Source organism: Pseudomonas sp. 2835 (assembly GCF_050435905.1).
GTDB lineage: Bacteria > Pseudomonadota > Gammaproteobacteria > Pseudomonadales > Pseudomonadaceae > Aquipseudomonas.
In genome coordinates, this window is record NZ_JBNDLE010000010.1 from 46,381 (window position 1) to 64,255 (window position 17,875).

18 protein-coding genes are annotated in these 17,875 nt (G+C 62.5%); 13 read left to right on the top strand and 5 right to left on the bottom strand.

The genetic code is table 11. The annotated features are described in order from the left end of the window. The first annotated feature begins 40 nt into the window (after positions 1-40). The gene (gene greB / locus ABIE20_RS16325; protein WP_010222552.1) at positions 41-517 is read left to right on the top strand and encodes a transcription elongation factor GreB; all 477 of its coding nucleotides are present in this window, start codon (positions 41-43) and stop codon (positions 515-517) included. Here greB and ABIE20_RS16330 read toward each other — a convergent pair whose 3' ends face one another. Beyond that, positions 518-3,016, bottom strand: coding sequence for an ABC transporter permease (locus tag ABIE20_RS16330; protein ID WP_429505931.1), 2,499 nt, complete (start codon positions 3,014-3,016; stop codon positions 518-520). After that, positions 3,016-3,699: an ABC transporter ATP-binding protein gene (locus ABIE20_RS16335; protein WP_045194762.1), complete on the bottom strand. Its 684-nt coding sequence runs from the start codon at positions 3,697-3,699 to the stop codon at positions 3,016-3,018. Before ABIE20_RS16335 ends, ABIE20_RS16330 begins: the two co-directional genes overlap by 1 nt. A gap of 10 nt (positions 3,700-3,709) precedes the next feature. On the opposite strand from ABIE20_RS16335, the gene ABIE20_RS16340 reads away from it, so the two are divergent. The 3 genes from ABIE20_RS16340 (at position 3,710) to ABIE20_RS16350 (ending at position 5,752) form a co-directional block, all read left to right on the top strand. Then, positions 3,710-4,315, top strand: a complete 606-nt coding sequence (locus tag ABIE20_RS16340; RefSeq protein WP_429505933.1) for an arylesterase — start codon at positions 3,710-3,712, stop codon at positions 4,313-4,315. A gap of 56 nt (positions 4,316-4,371) precedes the next feature. Beyond that, on the top strand, positions 4,372-4,653 hold the full coding sequence (locus tag ABIE20_RS16345; protein WP_010222548.1) for a hypothetical protein: 282 nt from the start codon (positions 4,372-4,374) through the stop codon (positions 4,651-4,653). Between the two features lie 121 nt (positions 4,654-4,774). Beyond that, positions 4,775-5,752 (top strand): L,D-transpeptidase family protein, encoded by a 978-nt coding sequence (locus ABIE20_RS16350; RefSeq protein WP_429505935.1) that lies wholly within the window; start codon positions 4,775-4,777, stop codon positions 5,750-5,752. A 129-nt stretch (positions 5,753-5,881) separates the two neighbouring features. Here ABIE20_RS16350 and oprI read toward each other — a convergent pair whose 3' ends face one another. After that, positions 5,882-6,133, bottom strand: a complete 252-nt coding sequence (oprI, locus tag ABIE20_RS16355) for an outer membrane lipoprotei OprI (protein WP_003259780.1) — start codon at positions 6,131-6,133, stop codon at positions 5,882-5,884. A gap of 507 nt (positions 6,134-6,640) precedes the next feature. Here oprI and ABIE20_RS16360 point away from each other — a divergent pair. Next, entirely contained in the window at positions 6,641-6,925 is a 285-nt protein-coding gene (locus tag ABIE20_RS16360) for a GNAT family N-acetyltransferase (RefSeq protein WP_010222546.1), read from the top strand. A gap of 87 nt (positions 6,926-7,012) precedes the next feature. Here the strand turns inward: ABIE20_RS16360 and ABIE20_RS16365 are convergent, their stop codons facing one another. Both ABIE20_RS16365 and ABIE20_RS16370 read right to left on the bottom strand, forming a co-directional pair. Beyond that, positions 7,013-8,089, bottom strand: coding sequence for a 3-deoxy-7-phosphoheptulonate synthase (locus tag ABIE20_RS16365; RefSeq protein ID WP_045194753.1), 1,077 nt, complete (start codon positions 8,087-8,089; stop codon positions 7,013-7,015). A 164-nt stretch (positions 8,090-8,253) separates the two neighbouring features. After that, positions 8,254-8,706, bottom strand: a complete 453-nt coding sequence (locus tag ABIE20_RS16370) for a PilZ domain-containing protein (RefSeq protein WP_429505937.1) — start codon at positions 8,704-8,706, stop codon at positions 8,254-8,256. Between the two features lie 116 nt (positions 8,707-8,822). On the opposite strand from ABIE20_RS16370, the gene ABIE20_RS16375 reads away from it, so the two are divergent. The 8 genes from ABIE20_RS16375 to ABIE20_RS16410 all read left to right on the top strand — a co-directional run bounded on the left by ABIE20_RS16375 (position 8,823) and on the right by ABIE20_RS16410 (position 17,849). Further along, positions 8,823-9,812 carry a putative 2-dehydropantoate 2-reductase gene (locus ABIE20_RS16375; protein ID WP_429505939.1) on the top strand — a complete coding sequence of 330 codons (990 nt, stop codon included), beginning with the start codon at positions 8,823-8,825 and terminating at the stop codon, positions 9,810-9,812. A 22-nt stretch (positions 9,813-9,834) separates the two neighbouring features. Further along, positions 9,835-10,743, top strand: a complete 909-nt coding sequence (locus ABIE20_RS16380) for a 5'-nucleotidase (protein WP_429505941.1) — start codon at positions 9,835-9,837, stop codon at positions 10,741-10,743. Between the two features lie 92 nt (positions 10,744-10,835). Then, positions 10,836-11,333 (top strand): universal stress protein, encoded by a 498-nt coding sequence (locus ABIE20_RS16385; RefSeq protein WP_045194744.1) that lies wholly within the window; start codon positions 10,836-10,838, stop codon positions 11,331-11,333. A gap of 125 nt (positions 11,334-11,458) precedes the next feature. Continuing rightward, complete coding sequence (gene cysB / locus ABIE20_RS16390) at positions 11,459-12,433, top strand: HTH-type transcriptional regulator CysB (protein ID WP_010222540.1); 975 nt, start codon at positions 11,459-11,461, stop codon at positions 12,431-12,433. A gap of 231 nt (positions 12,434-12,664) precedes the next feature. Then, positions 12,665-13,141, top strand: coding sequence for a CS1 type fimbrial major subunit (locus tag ABIE20_RS16395; RefSeq protein WP_429505943.1), 477 nt, complete (start codon positions 12,665-12,667; stop codon positions 13,139-13,141). Positions 13,142-13,237: 96 nt separating this feature from the next. Continuing rightward, positions 13,238-15,769, top strand: a complete 2,532-nt coding sequence (locus tag ABIE20_RS16400; protein WP_429506053.1) for a CS1-pili formation C-terminal domain-containing protein — start codon at positions 13,238-13,240, stop codon at positions 15,767-15,769. A 284-nt stretch (positions 15,770-16,053) separates the two neighbouring features. Then, positions 16,054-16,983 carry a hypothetical protein gene (locus ABIE20_RS16405; RefSeq protein ID WP_429505945.1) on the top strand — a complete coding sequence of 310 codons (930 nt, stop codon included), beginning with the start codon at positions 16,054-16,056 and terminating at the stop codon, positions 16,981-16,983. 131 nt (positions 16,984-17,114) lie between these two features. Then, on the top strand, positions 17,115-17,849 hold the full coding sequence (locus ABIE20_RS16410; protein ID WP_429505947.1) for a molecular chaperone: 735 nt from the start codon (positions 17,115-17,117) through the stop codon (positions 17,847-17,849). Positions 17,850-17,875 lie beyond the last annotated feature (26 nt).

A 17,875-nucleotide genomic window follows, 5' to 3' on the forward strand; every position in this document is an offset into this window, starting at 1 on the left:
CCTGCAAGCCACTCAGTCAGCCTGGAAGCGAGAATTTTTGTTGAGTACGCAAATCATCACGAAGGAAGGTCACGAAGCGCTCAAGCAGGAGCTGGACCATCTGTGGCGGGTAAAGCGTCCCGATATCACCCAGAAAGTCACCTGGGCGGCGTCTTTGGGTGACCGCAGTGAAAACGCCGATTACCAGTACAACAAGAAGCTGTTGCGCGAGATCGACCGCCGCGTGCGCTACCTGCGCAAGCGCCTGGAAGACATGCGTGTGGTCGAGTATTCGCCGGAGCAGGAAGGCCGGGTGTTTTTCGGCGCCTGGGTCGAGATCGAGAACGAGGAGGGCGAGACCAAACGCTTTCGCATCGTCGGCTACGACGAGATCTACGGGCGCATGGACTACATCTCGATCGACTCGCCCATGGCCCGCGCCTTGCTGAAAAAAGAGGTCGGCGATGAAGTCATCGTCCAGACCCCTTCCGGCGAGATGTGCTGGTGGGTCAACGCCATCGACTACGTCAAACCCTGATCAGCCCTCGCGCAGCACCGCCAGCGGGCTGGCATTGAGCGCCCGGCGCGTGCCGTAGACCCCGGCGCCGCCAACCAGCAGCGCGCCGATGACCGGCAGCAACAGCAGCCACGGGTGCGGGCTCCAGTGCAGGTCGAAGGCGTAGCGGTACAACACCAGGGTGATCAGTTCGCAGCCTATCGCCGCCAGCAGGCCGCTGGCCGCTCCGAGTAAACCGAACTCGATACGCCGGGCTTTGACCAGCAATCCGCGCCCGGCGCCCAGGGCGCGCAGCAGGGCGCCCTGGCGAATGCGTTCGTCAAGGGTCGCCTGCAAGCCGGCGAACAGCACCGCCAGGCCTGCCGCCAGCACGAACAACAGCACGTACTCCACCGCCAGGGTGACCTGGGCGAGGATGCTGCGCAGTTGCGCCAGCAATGCATCGACCTGGAGGATCGTCACCGCCGGGAACGCCCGCGACAGCGCCACCACCTGCTGGTCGTGCCCAGGTGCCAGGTAGAAACTGGTCAGGTAGGTGGTCGGCAGGTCCTGCAGGGTTTGCGGCTGGAAGATCATGTAGAAGTTGGGCTGGAAGCTGTCCCAGTTGACTGTGCGCAGGCTGCTCACCTGCACCTGGCGTTGCAGGCCGCCGATGGTGAAGGTCAGCGTGTCACCGAGCTTGAGCTTGAGGCTCAGGGCCAGTTCGGCTTCCACCGATACGCCGGGCAGGGCATCGGCCTGCGGTTGGGCCTGCCACCACTGGCCTTCGCTCAGGGTGTTGCCCTGGGGCAGGTCGGCAGCCCAGGTCAGGCTCAGGTCGCGCTGCACGGCGCGGTCGCCGGTGGATTCCTTGCTGACGATCTGCTGCACCGGCTCGCCGTTGATTGCGGTCAGGCGCCCGGGGATCACCGGGTACAGCGGCGCGGCTTCGGCGGAAAACTCACTCAGGCGCTGGGCGAAGCTGTTCTTGTCGTCCGGCAGGATGTTCAGGGCAAAGTAGTTCGGCGCATCCTTGGGCAACTGGTTCTGCCAATTGTCGAGCAGTTCGGCGCGCAGCAGGGCAATCAGCGCCATGGCCAGCAGGATCAGGCCGAAAGCCAGGGATTGCCCGGCCGCCGCCAGCGGATGGCGCAGCAACTGGCCAAGGCCCAGGCGCCAGGCCAGCGGGCTGCCGGCCAGCAGACGGCGCAGGCTGCGCAGCCCGAGCAACAACAGGCCGCCCAGCAGCAAGGCGGCGACCAGGCCACCGCCGAGCAGGGCGAAGGTCAGCAGCAGGTCAAGGCTCAGCCGCCACATGATCAGCCCCAGGGCGAACAGTGCGGCGCCATACACCAGCCAGCTGCTGGCCGGTACCGGCAGCAGGTCGCGGCGCAGTACCCGTAGCGGTGGCACCCGGCCCAGGGCGGCCAGCGGCGGCAGGGCGAAACCGGCCAGGGCCACCAGGCCGGTGGCAATCCCGGCCAGGGCCGGGCCGATGCCGCCAGGTGGGATCTGCGCCGGCATCAACCCCTGCAGCAACTGGAACAGGCCCAGCTGTGCCAGCCAGCCGAGCGCCGCGCCACACAGCGCGGCGATACTGCCGAGAATTGCCAGTTGCAGGCAGAACAAACTCAGCGCCTGGCGTCGCGACAAGCCCAGGCAACGCAGCAGGGCGCTGGCATCGAAACGCCGGGTGGCAAAGCGGCTGGCCGACAGGGCCACGGCGACACCAGCGAGCAGCACCGCCACCAGGCTTGCCATGTTCAGGTAGCGCTCGGCCTTGCCCAGGGCGCCACCGATCTGCTGGTTGCCATCGCGCGAGTCTTGCAGGCGCTGGTTGGCGGCGAGGCTTTTACTCACCGCATCACGGTAGCTGGCCAGGGCCTCGGGCTCGCCGCGCCAGAGTTCGCGATAGCTGACCCGGCTACCGGGCTGCACCACCCCGGTGGCCTCAAGGTCGGCAAGGTTGATCAGTACCCGTGGGGTCAGGCTATAGAAGTTGCCGGCGCGGTCGGGCTCGTAGGTCAGCACCCGGCTCATGCGCAGGGTTTTCATGCCGACATCGATGCTGTCGCCGATTTTCAGCTCCAGCGCTGCCAGCAGCCGTGGCTCGACCCAGGCCTCGCCCGGTGCCGGGCCGCCACCAGCGGTTTCGGCACCATAGGGCTCGGCGGCGCTGCGCAGATCGCCGCGCAGCGGATAGCTGTCGCTGGCTGCCTTGATGCTCGACAGCTGAATGCCGTTGTCGGTGGCGATCACGCTGGAGAACTCGACCACCTGGGCATGTTGCAGGCCCAGGGCGGTGCCGCGGCTGACCTGCTCGGGGGCGGCCGGCGAGCTGCCTTGCAGTACCAGGTCGGCGCCAAGGAATTCGGTGGCGCGCAGCAGCATGGCGCCATTGAGGCGGGCGCCGAAGTAGCCGATCGCGGTGCTGGCCGCCACGGCTACCAGCAAGGCAAAGAACAGCACGCGCAACTCGCCGGCGCGGGCGTCGCGCAGCAACTGGCGCAGGGCCAGGGGGAACAACGGCAGGCGTTTCATCAGGGCTCCAGCGGCGCGACCAGGTGGCCGGCGTCCAGGCGGATCAGGCGACGGCAGCGCTGGGCCAGGCGTTCGTCATGGGTGACCAGTACCAGGGTGGTGCCGCGTTCCTTGTTCAGTTCGAACAACAGGTCGCTGATGCGCTCGCCGGTGTGGCTGTCGAGGTTGCCGGTCGGCTCGTCGGCAAACAGCACCGCAGGCTCGGCGGCAAAGGCACGGGCGATGGCCACCCGTTGCTGCTCGCCACCGGACAGCTGGCGCGGCGAGTGGCTCAGGCGCTGGCCCAGGCCCACCCGTTCGAGCAGGCTGCGGGCGTGCTCGCGGGCATCGCGGCGACCGTCCAGCTCCAGCGGCAGCATGACGTTTTCCAGGGCGTTGAGGCTGTCGAGCAACTGGAACGACTGGAACACGAAGCCGACATGCTCGGCCCGCACCCGCGCGCGCTGGTCTTCATCCAGCGGGCCGAGGTCATGGCCGGCCAGGGTCACGGAGCCTGCGCTAGGCAGGTCGAGGCCGGCCAGCAGGCCGAGCAGGGTCGATTTGCCCGAGCCCGAGGCGCCGACGATGGCCAGGCTGTCGCCCTGTTTCAATTCCAGCGAGAGTTCGTGCAGGATGGTCAGGTCGCCTTCCGCGCTGGGGACCACTTTGCTAAGGTTGCGCGCACTGAGAATGCTGGGGCCCATGGAGAATCCGATGCGAGTGTGGTTATTGAGTGCTGGCCTGGCCTTGATGTGCATGGCCCAGGGCGCAGCGGCGGGGACCGTGCTGATTGTCGGCGATAGTATCAGTGCCGCTTTCGGCCTGGATACCCGTCAAGGCTGGGTTGCCTTGCTGGAGCAACGCCTGAAAAGCGAGGGTTTTGACGCCAAAGTGATCAATGCCTCGATCAGTGGCGATACCAGTGCCGGCGGCCAGGCGCGGCTGCCGGCGCTGCTTGCAGAGCACAAGCCGGAGTTGGTGGTGCTCGAGTTGGGCGGCAACGACGGCCTGCGCGGGCAACTGCCAACGCAATTGCAACAAAATCTTGCCTCGATGATCGACCGCTCGCGGGCTGCCGGCGCCAAGGTACTGCTGCTGGGCATGCGCCTGCCGCCCAACTACGGCAAGCGTTATACCGAGGCTTTTGCCCAGGTGTATGAAAACCTGGCGACGGAAAAAAAGGTGCCGCTGGTGCCGTTTTTCCTCGAAGGGGTGGGCGGTGTGCCGGAGCTGATGCAGGCCGATGGCATTCATCCGGGGCAGGGCGCCCAGGCCAGGTTGCTGGAAAATGCCTGGCCGCAACTAAAACCGCTGCTTTGACGCTTTTATAGTGACCGGCTTTCGGCTAATGTTGCGCCCCCGATTTGGAGCCCCCGATGCCGCGTCCCGCCTGGTCCCTGTATGCCTATCAATTGATCGAGCCTGACGAACAGCTTGACCTGTTCGCCTGCCAGGAGATCCGCGTCCACCTGGTAGCCCGCCAGCTCGAGCTCGGTGGCTCGGCCGACCGCACCCTCTGCGGCACCCTGTTGCCGGCGCAACCGCGCTGGTCGCAGGCCGAGCGCAGCATTTACCGTGACCGTCGCCTGTGCTCGCTGTGCCGGGCGATCCTCGATGCCCAGCGCCGTGGCACGCGGCCGGTGTGGCCCGAGCTGTAACGCGCTGATATAACCTTTCATCCCCTGCACGGCCAACTGCGCCCGGGACATCTCCCGATTGCGCGGGGGGCGGTGTACAATCGACTGCTTGACTCAATTGAATTAGCGAAGGATTTCCCGGATGTTGCCGCGCTTTCCCGCCGTCACCCGTTGCCTGTCCCTGGCCGCCCTGCTGGCGGCAGGTCCCGCTGCTGCGCTGGAGTTCCCCCTGCCGCCTCCCGGTGAAGACGTCATCGGCCAGGTCCAGGTGATCAAGGCCAAGTACGAAGACACCTTTGCCGACATCGGCACCGCCAACGACCTTGGCTACCTGGAAATGATCGCTGCCAACCCGGGCGTCGACCCATGGCTGCCGGGCGCCGGCACCGAGATCATCCTGCCGACCCGCTTCATCCTGCCGCCAGGCCCGCGCGAAGGCATCGTCATCAACCTCGCCGAGTACCGCATGTACTACTACCCGAAAGGGCAGAACGTGGTGCATACCTACCCGCTGGGCATTGGCCGTGAAGGCTGGGGCTCGCCGATCGCCAACACCAGGGTCACCGCCAAGACCCCGAACCCGACCTGGACCCCGCCAGCCTCGATCCGCAAGGAACACGCCGAAGACGGCGACATCCTGCCAACCGTGGTGCCGGCCGGCCCGGACAACCCGCTGGGGCCGTTCAAGTTCACCCTCGGGGTGCCGGGCTACCTGATCCACGGTTCGAACAAAAAGTTCGGCATCGGCATGCGCACCAGCCACGGCTGCTTCCGCATGTTCAACAACAACGTGCTGGAGCTGGCCAAGATGGCTCCGGTCGGTGTGCCGGTACGCATCATCAACGAGCCGTACAAGTTCGGCATCAGTGCTGGCAAGGTCTACCTCGAGGCGCACACGCCGCTGGACGACAAGGGCGACCCGTCGGTGGTCGACAAGCACACCGCGGTCATCAACGCGCTGCTCAAGCGTGAAGACCTGGCCAATAACCTGCGCATGAACTGGGACATGGTCCGTGACGTGGTCGCCGCCGAAGACGGCATGCCGGTCGAGATCGCCGTGCCCAATGGCAATGGCAATCCGGCGCCAATGGTTTCCAGCGTGCCTTACGACATGCAGTAAGCCATTCCTGCTGTAGCCGAGGCCTGCCAACGTGCAGGCCTCGTCGTTTCTGGCGTTGTACTTTCCTTGCGGCAATAAAAAAGCCGACCCACAAGTGGGTCGGCTTCCAATAACAATCCCGAAGGACTATTACTTGCGGCTGGCTTTGTCCAGCATACGCAGAGCGCGCTCGTTAGCTTCGTCAGCGGTCTGTTGTGCTTTTTGAGCAGCAGCCAGAGCGTCGTCAGCTTTGCGATAGGCTTCATCGGCACGAGCTTGTGCACGAGCAGCTGCGTCTTCGGTAGCGGTCAGACGAGCTTCGGTTTCTTTGGATACGCTGCTGCAACCGGTAGCCAGGACTGCGGCCAGAGCCAGAGCAGAAAATTTCAGAACGTTGTTCATCGTGTTCCCCTTCAAGGACTTTCTATTAAATAGCCATCTCTCAAGAAAGAGAAACTGGCCGGCGTACATAGTACCCATTACTTGTAGTAAGTAAACTGACAGAGCGCAAGAACTGCAAAAAAATGCGCCTGTCCCGGGTCCGCCACAGCCTTATGTAGAAAAACTGTGAAGGCGCCGCGTGCGCGGGTGCTAACAAGTGTAGCAAGTGTGTATTTTGTTGAACTAAAAGTGACTTAAAGTGTCATCCTTCGTCATAGCACTACAACATCCGGCAACTGTTCAGGCCGATGCTCGCCGCCGTGTCCGCTTGCACAAGTGGATGAAATTTGCGACCAGCCACCTTGAGCATTCGGGCAGGGGGCGCCTACTATTTGTAGGTGCTCATTTGCCAGAGAACAGCCATGCTCTTCTCGCTGTCCAATGGGGCACGGGGTGGCGTAGAGGTTCCTTCGCCGGACAAACATCGGTAAGGTAGGGGTCAGAGCACAAGACCCGCGAGGAGTAGTGATGAGCGAGGCGTTGTCCATCCACCATGACCAGGCTGGTCATCAGTTCGAGACCAATGTGGACGGTCATCGTGCTTACCTGACCTACATGGACCTGGGTAAGCAGACCCTGGATATCTACCGCACGTTCGTGCCGAACGCGTTGCGCGGTCGGGGTATCGCTGCGGCACTCACCGAACAGGCACTCAAGTACGCCGAAGACATGGGCTATACCGTGATCCCGTCGTGCTCCTACGTCGAGCGCTACATGGAACGTCAGCAAAAGCACGCCACCAACAAGGCCTGAAGATCACGAAGGGTAGCCATCAGCGCTGCTGTTCAACGCACCAGACAAAAACGCCGGGCAATTGCCCGGCGTTTTTGTATCTGCCTGTCAGCCGCGCTGGCGTTTGGGCAGGACGTCCTTGAGCTTGGCGTGCATGCTGCGCAGGGTTTTCTCGGTGGACGCCCAGTCGATGCAGGCGTCGGTGATCGAGACACCGTACTGCAGGTCGTTGAGGTCTTTCGGGATTGCCTGGCAGCCCCAGTTCAGGTGGCTCTCGACCATCAGGCCGATGATCGACTGGTTGCCTTCGAGGATCTGGTTGGCAACGTTCTCCATTACCAGTGGCTGCAGGGCCGGGTCCTTGTTGGAGTTGGCGTGGCTGCAGTCGACCATGATGTTCGGCTTGATCCTGGCCTTGGCCAGGGCCTGTTCGCACAGGGCGACGCTGACCGAGTCATAGTTGGGCTTGCCGTTGCCGCCACGCAGTACCACGTGGCCGTAGGCGTTGCCCTTGGTGGTGACGATGGAGACGCCGCCTTCCTGGTTGATACCGAGGAAACGGTGCGGGCTGGACACCGACTGCAGGGCGTTGATGGCGACGGTCAGGCCGCCGTCGGTGCCATTCTTGAAGCCGACCGCCGAGGACAGGCCCGAGGCCATTTCGCGGTGGGTCTGGGATTCGGTGGTACGTGCGCCAATGGCCGACCAGCTGATCAGGTCCTGCAGGTACTGCGGGGAGATCGGGTCGAGGGCTTCGGTAGCGGTCGGCAGGCCCATTTCTGCCAGGTCCAGCAACAGCTGGCGACCGATGTGCAGGCCGTCCTGGATCTTGAACGAGTCGTCCAGGTACGGGTCGTTGATCAGGCCTTTCCAGCCGACCGTGGTGCGCGGCTTTTCGAAATACACGCGCATGACCAGGTACAGGGTGTCGGACACCTCTGCTGCCAGCACCTTGAGGCGCTCGGCATATTCGTGGGCAGCCTTGATGTCGTGGATCGAGCAGGGGCCGATCACCACGAACAGGCGGTGGTCCTTGCCGTCGAGGATATTGCGCACCACTTCGCGACCGGCAGTCACGGTCTGCAGGGCAGTAGCGCTGAGAGGGATTTCCTTCTTGAGCTGATCGGGGGTGATCAAGGTCTCGTTGGAGGCAACGTTTAGGTCATCGATCGGTAAATCAGCCATCGTGTTACTCGTCAGGTCACGGGTGCCGGCCGCCAGCGATCCCCGTGCGGCGGAGCAGCGAAAATTGTACGCAGCGGGGAGCCGAACCTTAGCGCGTTACACCGTGGCTCGACAATGGGCAAGGTCGGCTTTCCTGCAAGGAAAAGCCCACAGCCACGGGGTTTTTACCCCGGAAGGAGGATTTGCCGGGTATGGCTTGCCTCAAGGCTGGCCTCGGAGAACTCACCGGCGTGCAGGCTGACCCATTGCTGGGCGAGGGCTTCGACATCCGTATCGGGGTTTGCGGCTTGCTCCTGGGCCTGGCAGAAGTGCTGGATCTGGCACACCTGTTCACCCATGCGTGCGCCAAACAGCGCCTGTTCGTCAATGAAGGCAATACCCACCCGATAGCCGTCCTGGTGTTTCTGGCACCAGGCCACGTAACCGGGGTAGCGCGCCTCGGCGCCAAGGGAGGGGATGAGCATTTCCACCGCCATGCCGCGTCGGTAGGCTCGCGGGTGGTTGCAGGCGATTCCGCCCAGGCTGATAGTGTGCAGCCGTTGGCGGAACAGTTTGGGCGACTGACGCAGGGTCAGTTCCACCGGAACATCGTCCGGGTGCAGCAGGAAGCCACGCATGCTCGACTCCGTGTCGATTTTTTGACCTTGTTCGCCTCAGTATAGTGAAGGTTGGTAAAGCGGTTGATTTACGTGTAAAAAATTTGGACAAAAAATGAACGGTTGAGGAGAGCAGGATGAACACGAGCAGCCCGCGTATCGGCGTGATCGGAACCGGCGCCATTGGCGGCTTTTATGGCCTGATGCTGGCGCGCGCCGGGTTCGAGGTGCACTTCCTCTTGCGCAGCGAGTTCGACGCCGTTCAGCACAATGGTTTGCGCCTCGACAGCGCCGTGCATGGCGCGGTGCAGATGAAGGTTGCGGCTTATGCCGATGCCGCCGACATGCCGCCCTGCGACTGGTTGCTGGTCGGCGCCAAGACCACCAGCAATGCCGAACTCGCGCCCTTGATCGTCAAGGTGGCGGCGCCGGATGCCAAGGTAGTGCTGTTGCAGAACGGCCTGGGCGTCGAAGAGCAGCTACGGCCGTTGCTGCCGGCCAACCTGCACCTGCTTGGCGGTTTGTGCTTTATCTGTGTCAACCGCGAAGCGCCGGGGGTGATTCGCCATCAGTCGCTGGGGGCGGTGAACCTGGGTTACCACAGCGGCCCGGCGGCGGATGAAGACAGCCGCCAGCAGATTGTCGAAGCCGGGGCAGCGTTGTTCCATGGCGCCGGCATAGACTCCCAGGCCATGAGTAACCTGGCCCAGGCGCGCTGGCAGAAGCTGGTGTGGAATGTGCCCTACAATGGTTTGTCAGTGCTGCTCAAGGCCAGCACCACGCCACTGATGGCCGATGCCGACAGCCGCGCATTGATCCAGGCGCTGATGGCCGAGGTGGTGCAGGGCGCACGTGCCTGTGGCCATGAGTTGCCGCAAGGCTATGCCGAACACCTGTTTGCGGTGACGCAGAAGATGCCCGACTACTGGCCGAGCATGTACCACGATTTTGTCCAGCAGCGGCCACTGGAGCTGGCGGCGATTTATGCCGAGCCGTTGGCTCAGGCACGGGCGGCGGGTTGTGAGTTGCCGAAGATGCAGGTGTTGTATCAGGCCTTGGCTTTTATTGACCGGCAAAACAGCATCGCCCCTGTAGTAGCGGGCTTGCCCCGCGATGAGACCCCCTAGAACAGCGCAAAAGGAACAGCACATGAGCAAGAACCTCGGCGACAAACTGGTCGTGGCCATCTCCTCACGGGCGCTGTTCGACCTCAGCGAGAGCCACCGCCTGTACCTGGCTGAAGGCGTTGAAGCCTACCGCCAGTACCAGATCGAACACGAAGACGAAGTGCTCGAACCCGGTGACGCCTTCCCGCTGGTGCAAAAGCTCCTGGGCCTGAACGCCCATCTTGGCCAGGCGCGGGTCGAGGTGGTGCTGGTGTCGCGCAACAGCGCCGACACCGGCCTGCGGGTGTTCAACTCGATCGAGCATCACGGCCTGGGCATTTATCGCGCCGCCTTCGTCGGTGGTCGTAGTCCTTATCCGTATCTGGCGGCGTTTGGTTGTCACCTGTTCCTGTCCACCGATGCCGATGACGTACGCAGCGCCCTGGAAGCGGGCTTTGCCGCAGCCACCATTCTCTCCGGTGGCGCCCAGCGTGCGGCCAGTGATGAGTTGCGCATCGCTTTTGACGGCGACGCGGTGCTGTTCTCCGATGAGTCCGAGCGGGTTTATCAGCTCGGCGGCCTCGAAGCTTTTCAGGCCAGCGAGCGTCAATCGGCGCGCGAGCCGTTGCGAGGCGGGCCGTTCAAGCCGTTTCTGGCCGCGCTGAACCTTTTGCAAAAGGAGTTCCCCGAAGGCGCCTGTCCGATCCGCACGGCGCTGGTCACCGCCCGTTCGGCGCCGGCCCACGAGCGGGTGATCCGCACCTTGCGTGAGTGGGATATTCGCCTGGACGAGTCGCTGTTTCTTGGCGGCCTGGACAAATCGGCGTTCCTCGAAGCCTTCGCCGCCGATGTGTTTTTCGATGATCAGGCCGGCCATTGCGAACGGGCCCGCAACGTCGTCGCCACTGGCCATGTGCCTCATGGGATCAGCAACGAACCGGCCCTGGACTGACCGGCAAACCTCGGCGCCGGACGGCCCTGCGGCTGATCTTGGCGCTGCTAAGCTGAAGCTTGCTCTGCCGTCGTGGCAGTCGAGGAGGTCGAATGATCCGTTCCATGCTGTATGCCACTGACCTCGGTGTGTACGCGCCTTTTGTCATGCAACACGCGCTGGCGCTGGCGCGGACCTTCAACGCAGAGCTCTACGTCATTCATGCGGTCGAACCCATGGGTCAGTTCGCCGAATCACTGCTACAAAGCTACCTGGACGAGCAGACCCTCGATGAGCTGCACAGCGAAGGCGTCACCACGGTGATGGCCAACATCGAACAGCGGGTCCTGGAAAACTTTCGTGACGAATTAGGCGAGGAGGCCGACCTGGCCCTGATCAAGGCCGTGCGCGTGCGCCAGGGCGACCCGGCGCAGGTGATTCTCGAGCAGGCCCAGCGCCTGAGTGTCGACCTGCTGATCTTCGGCAGCCACAGCCAGGGCGCTGGCGTCGACATTCCGATCGGCCGCACGGCGGTGCGCTTGCTGCAGCTGTCGCCCGTGCCGGTGTACATGGTGCCGCTTGCGCAACACTTGGGGCGTAGGAAGTCTTAACTACGCGACGTAGGTAGGTTCCTGGAAGACTGCTAAAATAGTTCTAGATTTATTCTTCAAACCACTAATATAGTTATAAATCGTCGCTGCTGCCGGTGACGCCCCAGCTGATTTGAGGGATACCTATGAAGCTTCAACAATTGCGCTACATCTGGGAAGTGGCGCACCACGACCTCAACGTCTCCGCGACAGCGCAGAGCCTGTACACCTCCCAGCCGGGCATCAGTAAGCAGATCCGCCTGCTCGAGGACGAGCTTGGCGTCGAAGTGTTCGCCCGCAGCGGCAAGCACCTGACCCGCGTGACCCCGGCCGGTGAGCGCATCATCACCACCGCCGGCGAGATCCTGCGCAAGGTCGAAAGCATCAAGCAGATCGCCCAGGAATTCTCCAACGAGAAGAAGGGCACCCTGTCGATCGCCACCACCCACACCCAGGCGCGTTATGCCCTGCCACCGGTGATCAGCAGCTTCATCAAGCAGTACCCGGAAGTGGCCCTGCACATGCACCAGGGCTCGCCCATGCAGATTGCCGAGATGGCCGCTGATGGCACCGTCGATTTCGCCATTGCCACCGAAGCCCTGGAACTGTTCGGCGACCTGGTGATGATGCCGTGCTATCGCTGGAACCGCTGCGTGGTAGTGCCCCAGGGCCACCCGCTGACCAAACTGCCAAAGCTGACTCTGGAAGCCCTGGCCGAATACCCGATCGTCACTTACGTGTTCGGCTTCACCGGCCGCTCCAAGCTCGACGAAGCCTTCAGCCACCGCGGCCTGACCCCGAAGGTGGTGTTCACTGCTGCCGACGCCGACGTGATCAAGACCTACGTGCGCCTGGGCCTGGGCGTGGGTATCGTGGCCAAGATGGCGGTCGACACCAAGCTCGATAATGACCTGGTGGTGCTTGATGCCAGCGAGCTGTTCGAGTCCAGCGTGACCAAGATCGGTTTCCGCCGTGGCACCTTCCTGCGTGGCTTCATGTGCGACTTCATCGAGAAGTTCGCCCCGCACCTGACTCGCGAAGTGATGGCCAAGGCGATCGCCTGCCATAACAAGCAGGAGCTTGAAGAGTTGTTCGAAGGTGTCGAGCTGCCGGTGCATTGATCCGCGTGGCCGCTTGATGCACAGAAAACGCCCCTGACGGGGCGTTTTTTTATGGGCGATTAAACACTGACTTTCTTTGGGAAATTTCCCAATCTTGCTGGGAGTGATCCGACTTTTTGCGTTGGATATTTGCCAAATAATCCTCCTCGCCAACCGCCTTGCGCGGTGCGGCAATCGCCGCCGGCACGTCACCTGTGACGATTTCACAGGTCTATTCGAGGAGATTTTCTTATGAAGCGCACTTTTCTGGCCCTGCCTCTCGCCTTGCTGGCTGTTGGTAATGTCTTTGCCGCCGAGGCCCTGGAGAAACAAGTCATCGTAACCGCCACTATCCCGACCGAGAACTTCTACGTCGAGCCGGTCGGCAACTGGATGAACGATCCGCAGACCATGTCGTGGAACACCATTCGCGAATCGCTTGAACCGATCAGCAAGCAACTGCAGGTCAAGAGCACCACCGGGGCGATTTCTGCCCGTCTGCTCAGCCCTGCGGTGATCAACAGCGGTGCCAACAGCATCGGCCTGGACGTGTCGGTCAACGGTAACGGCCTGACCACCACCTCGGCTCCGGTGGTACCGGCAGCTGCAGCAGCGGCCGGCACCCGGGTCGCTTTCGACATTGCCGCCCAGTCGGCTGGTGCTGGCGGCTACGTGCCAGGCAACTACCAGGGCATCGTCAGCATGCTGTTCGAGACTGTCACGCCGTAATTCGTCCGCCAAGCGCTTTTCCATCCCCATCTATTCACCCTGTTACTCGCTCGCTTGAGCGGGTGCGGGGTGAGTATTGCCTGTGAAAAAATGGACATGGCCAACTACTTGTCTCTTGCTGCATCCATCCGACTGGCCCTGGGGTGTCTTGTGCTCTCGGGTTCAGCCTGTGCCTGGGCCAATGCCCAGGGGCAGCCCGGACCCTTGGGGGTGCTGAGTCAGGCGCAAGGCTTGCCGCAAGAATTCAGCGAGCACTTCTTCGATGTGCCCCTGGCGGTTCGCGTCGACCTCGATGGGCGTTACCTGGGCGATGCCCTGGTGGTGCTGTCGCGCGATGAGCGCGTGCACCTGCTCGACTTTACCGACACCTTCGAGAGCAACGCCGCCGACACCGAGCGCTCACGCTGGCGCGAACAGTTGCAGGAGCCCAGGCCGCTGGGCAACTGCCTGTCCAGTTGTCCGCTGGGACTGCTGGCCTTGCACTACAGCCTGGTCAATTCGCAGCTGTCGATCCTGACCTCGGCAGCGGAACGCAGCGATCAACCGTCGCTTTATCATCAATTGCCCGAACGTGGCAGCCACGGCTTGCTGCTGCGCAACCAGTTGAACCTGGTCGGTGGCGACCTGGAAACCACCGGCCGTTATGCCGTGCAAGGGCAGGGCAGCTTCGGCAACTGGACCACCGTTGGCGAGGCGCGGTTCGACCGCAACAGCGACTATGCCGAGCAAACCCGGCACCGCGTGGACCAGCTCTACGCCGAACGTTTGCACGACCAGCACTTCTTTCGCCTGGGTTATTTCACCCCGGGCGCCCAAGGCCTAACCCGCCAGCCGCGCTTGCTTGGCAACCTGCCCGACACCACCCGTGGACTGATGCTTGGCAGCAGCGACAGCCTGGCAGTCAACAACGGTCAGGCCAGTACCACCCCGGTCTATGTCACGCCAAACCGCGCCGGCGTCGCCGAAATCTACCGTGACGGCGTGCTGATCAACAGCCAGGCAGTGCAGGCCGGCCTGCAGGCGCTGGACACCCGGGTGCTGCCCGGCGGCATCTATGAGGTAGAGATCCGCCTGATTGAAGACAACCAGGAAACTTCGCGCAGCGAAGCCTTCATCTACAAACCGAGCAACTGGAGCAACGCCCAGTCCCCCTGGCGCTACAACGTGTATGTCGGGCAACAGAGCAGCCTGTGGAGCAATTGGGACAAGGAGTATGACAACAGCCTGACTGCCGGTGTGTTCAGCAATTACCTGGTGCACCCGCGGGCGGTGCTCGGGCTGTCGGCCCAACGCATCGACGAACTCATGCAGTTCGGCGGTTCGCTGGACTGGGATGTACTCGATCCGCTCAAACTGTATGGCAGTGTTTTCCACACCGAAGACCACGGCAACGGCTACGACCTGCAAGGCATCTATAACTATGCCTCGGGCTCGCTGGTGTTCAGTCAGAGCCGCTCCTGGCTGGACAGCCGGCGCTTCGACGATCAACAGCCCGCCGCCTATCGCCAGTTCGACGTTCGCGAGGTGCGCCAGAGTGCGTTGTCGCTCAACCACCGGGTCGACCGGCAAAGCACCGCGACATTGCGCGTGTCGCACAGCAGCGGCACAGGCGCTGATGGCATGGGCTTCGATGTCGGCTGGGGGTACTTCGGCAAGCTGCTGAACTCCGATACCAACTGGCGTCTATCGTTGTTTGACCGGCCAGGTAGCAGCAGCTCCGGCGACGCCCGCAACCGCGGCGTGACCTTGAGCATGAGCATGAGCCTCGGCGGGCCGGGACGCAGGATTTCAGCGGCCCTCGGCAGCCGCACCTCGCGCGACGGCGGACGTGACCAGAACGCCTCGCTGACTTATCAGCAGGACGTCGACTACGGTGCCTTGCAGAGCCTGGCCGGTACCGTTTCGCTGGACCGCTACGGTACCGGGTTTGGCGGCAACGCCTTGTTCGAGAGCCCGTTGCTGCATGGCGATGCCTATGCCCAGCGCTCCTCCTACAACGGCGAGCTGACCGCCGGCTTGAACCTCGACAGCGTGCTGGCGATTGGTGCCGGCAAAGTGGCGATGTCCGGGCAATACCAGCCCCAGGAGGCAGGGCTGATCGTCGATGTCGATTCCGACCTGCAAGGGCTGCGCATGCGCGCCGATGACCATCACGGCCACAGCGCCGTGCTGCGCCCGGGGCGCAATGTGATTCCGGTCAGTGCCTACAAGGCCGGCCAGGTGCACTTCGATTTCGAAGGCACGGACGCCCATGCCGCGGTCATCCAGCCCGCTACGGTGGAGTACCACCTCAACCGCGGCGGGGTCGACTATCACCAGATTCGCGTGATGCAGACCCTCACGGTGATTGGTCGACTGGTCGATGCCAAAGGCCAGCCGCTCAGGGGGGCGATGGTGATCAACCACGCCAGCCGCAGTGTCAGTGAAGCGGACGGTTTCTTCGCCATCGAAATGAGCGAGTCGACACCCACCCTGGAAATTCGCCGGGGCGCCGAAGCCTTGTGCCTGGTCAGTTTCGATCAAGGCAAGTACACCCGTGAGAACGACGTCCTGCTGGTCGGCGACCTGACCTGCGCCGGTGCCAACGTGGCCCGGGCCGAGTTGAAACACATGAAGGAGGATGCGTGATGCGATGGCTGGAAAAACCTCGGTGTGCGCCGTTCAGGACACTTTTCGCCGCAGTAGTGACTTTGTATTTGGGGGTATTCACAGATGCTGTTCAGGCAAGCGTGGTGGACTTCACTGCCGAGTACATACCCAGTCATGCAGGTAGCACGCAAAGAGATTTTATAGTTACCTCGCCGCGGCCGGCTTTCTGTTCGGGGCTGGTGTCTTGCGCCGGGAGTCAGTATCGATACACGGTAAATGTGCCGTTAAGCTTCTCTACTGCATTCATCCACCGGTCGCCAAGTGTGCGCGACAGCTATTACATCGATCTACCGCCGGCCAGAACTATCAATCTGGTCAATGAGCACGGAGACACCTTCTCGACCCCGTTTCGACCGACGCATATCGGTCTGAGAATCACGCCGGGTCTTACGGTTTTGATCGGGGGGCCTTCCAGCGGCGCGTGCGAAAATGTGGCTCAAATTGAAGATCGAGTCGCTAGCCAGTACCTGGGGCGGCTGATGGCGCACGTGCCTGGAGGCTGCTATATGAATGCCCGAAGCGGCACTCCCGGCACCGTGGTAAATGTCGACAGCACAGTTCAGGGGCTGGGTTTTGAGCTGCAACTGCCGTCACCCCTTACGCTAAAGAACGGTGTCTACCGGGCGCAGTTGCAATTGAGCGTCGGTGGCAATGGGGCGGATTTCGATCTGGGTAATCGTTTTACCAGTGTAAGCACCAACGTGCTGACCCTCAATTTTGCATTCACCGTAAAACATCCTTTGAAAATCGAGTTTCCAGCTGGCTCCGACCGCGCGGTGCTTGAACCACCAGGCGGCTGGACGGGCTGGATCAATCGTGGCGCACCGCCCCAACGCCTGTACCGGGTCCTGCCGTTCCAAATCTCGACCAACAATGCGATCCGCGTGCACACCCGCTGCGAATACGACATGGGCGGACGCTGTGGCATTCGCGGGCGCGGCGGGCATCAGGTTCCGTTGAAAGTCGCCCTGACCCTGCCGGCCAGCATGACGCACCTCGGAGCGCCGGTAAGCAACCTGGCGTTGCCGGTCGGCGCGCCGGCCGCGCTGACCATCGACACCGTAGAGAACACGATCGACCGCCAGGCGCGGCTGCTGTTCGAAGTGAACCAGGCCGATACCGCGTCGATGCTGGTCTACCCGGGCGATACCTTTCAAGGGAATGTGACGCTGGTGGTGGATGCTGCGCTTTAGGCCGCCGCTGGCGTATCCAATGGAAATTTCACTGCCGGTTAAGGAAGTTTCCTACGGGTCGTGTGGGTTGCTCACCTAGGTTGAGTGCCCGAGAATGATATTAATTAGCCAGTTTGCTGGGAGCTAAAGTTATGAAGGGAATGCTGGCAGTAGTACCCCTGCTGGTGCTGATGAGCACAACCACCTTTGCAGGGCCCGAACTCAACATCGGTACGTTCTACGATTACCTGGATGGCGACAAGAGCACGCTGCTCAAGCGGGTGCGCAATGCTGGCGATACCACCGCCTTCGTCAAGGTCAGTGTTGTCGAGCTGATTTATGACCAGCAGGGAGAGGCGCACGAGGTCGAGATGGATGGCCGCGAGGCGTTGCAGCGTGGCCTGGTGGTGAGCCCGGCGCGGCTGATCATCCCCGCCAGCGGTATGCAGGCAGTGCGCCTGCTGTATCGCGGTGAGCGTGACCACGAACGCTACTTCAGGCTGCGTTTCATCCCGGTGTTGCCGGAGGCCAATGACGGTTTTGCCGTGACCGAAGATGAAGCCGAGCGCTATGAAAATGCCCTCAAGGTCGGGGTCAACATCCTTGCCGGCTACGGTTCGATCCTGTTTGTGCGGCCTCAGGCAAGCCACTACCAGGCCGCGGTCGAGCATGAGGCCGGGCGCTTCCTGATCCCCAACCGGGGCAACACCACCATCGTCCTCGATCATTTCAATGACTGCGCCGCCGACAACAAGGACTGCGCTCCGGCGACCAAGCACCATGTGTTGCCGGGCAAGGTCCGTGCATTCGAGAAACAGGCCGGGCGCCACTATCGCTTTGAGCTGGTCGAGGGCGAGCAACGTCGCGAAATTGCCTTCAAGGGGTGAATCGGACCGAATCACCGTCGTGGTAT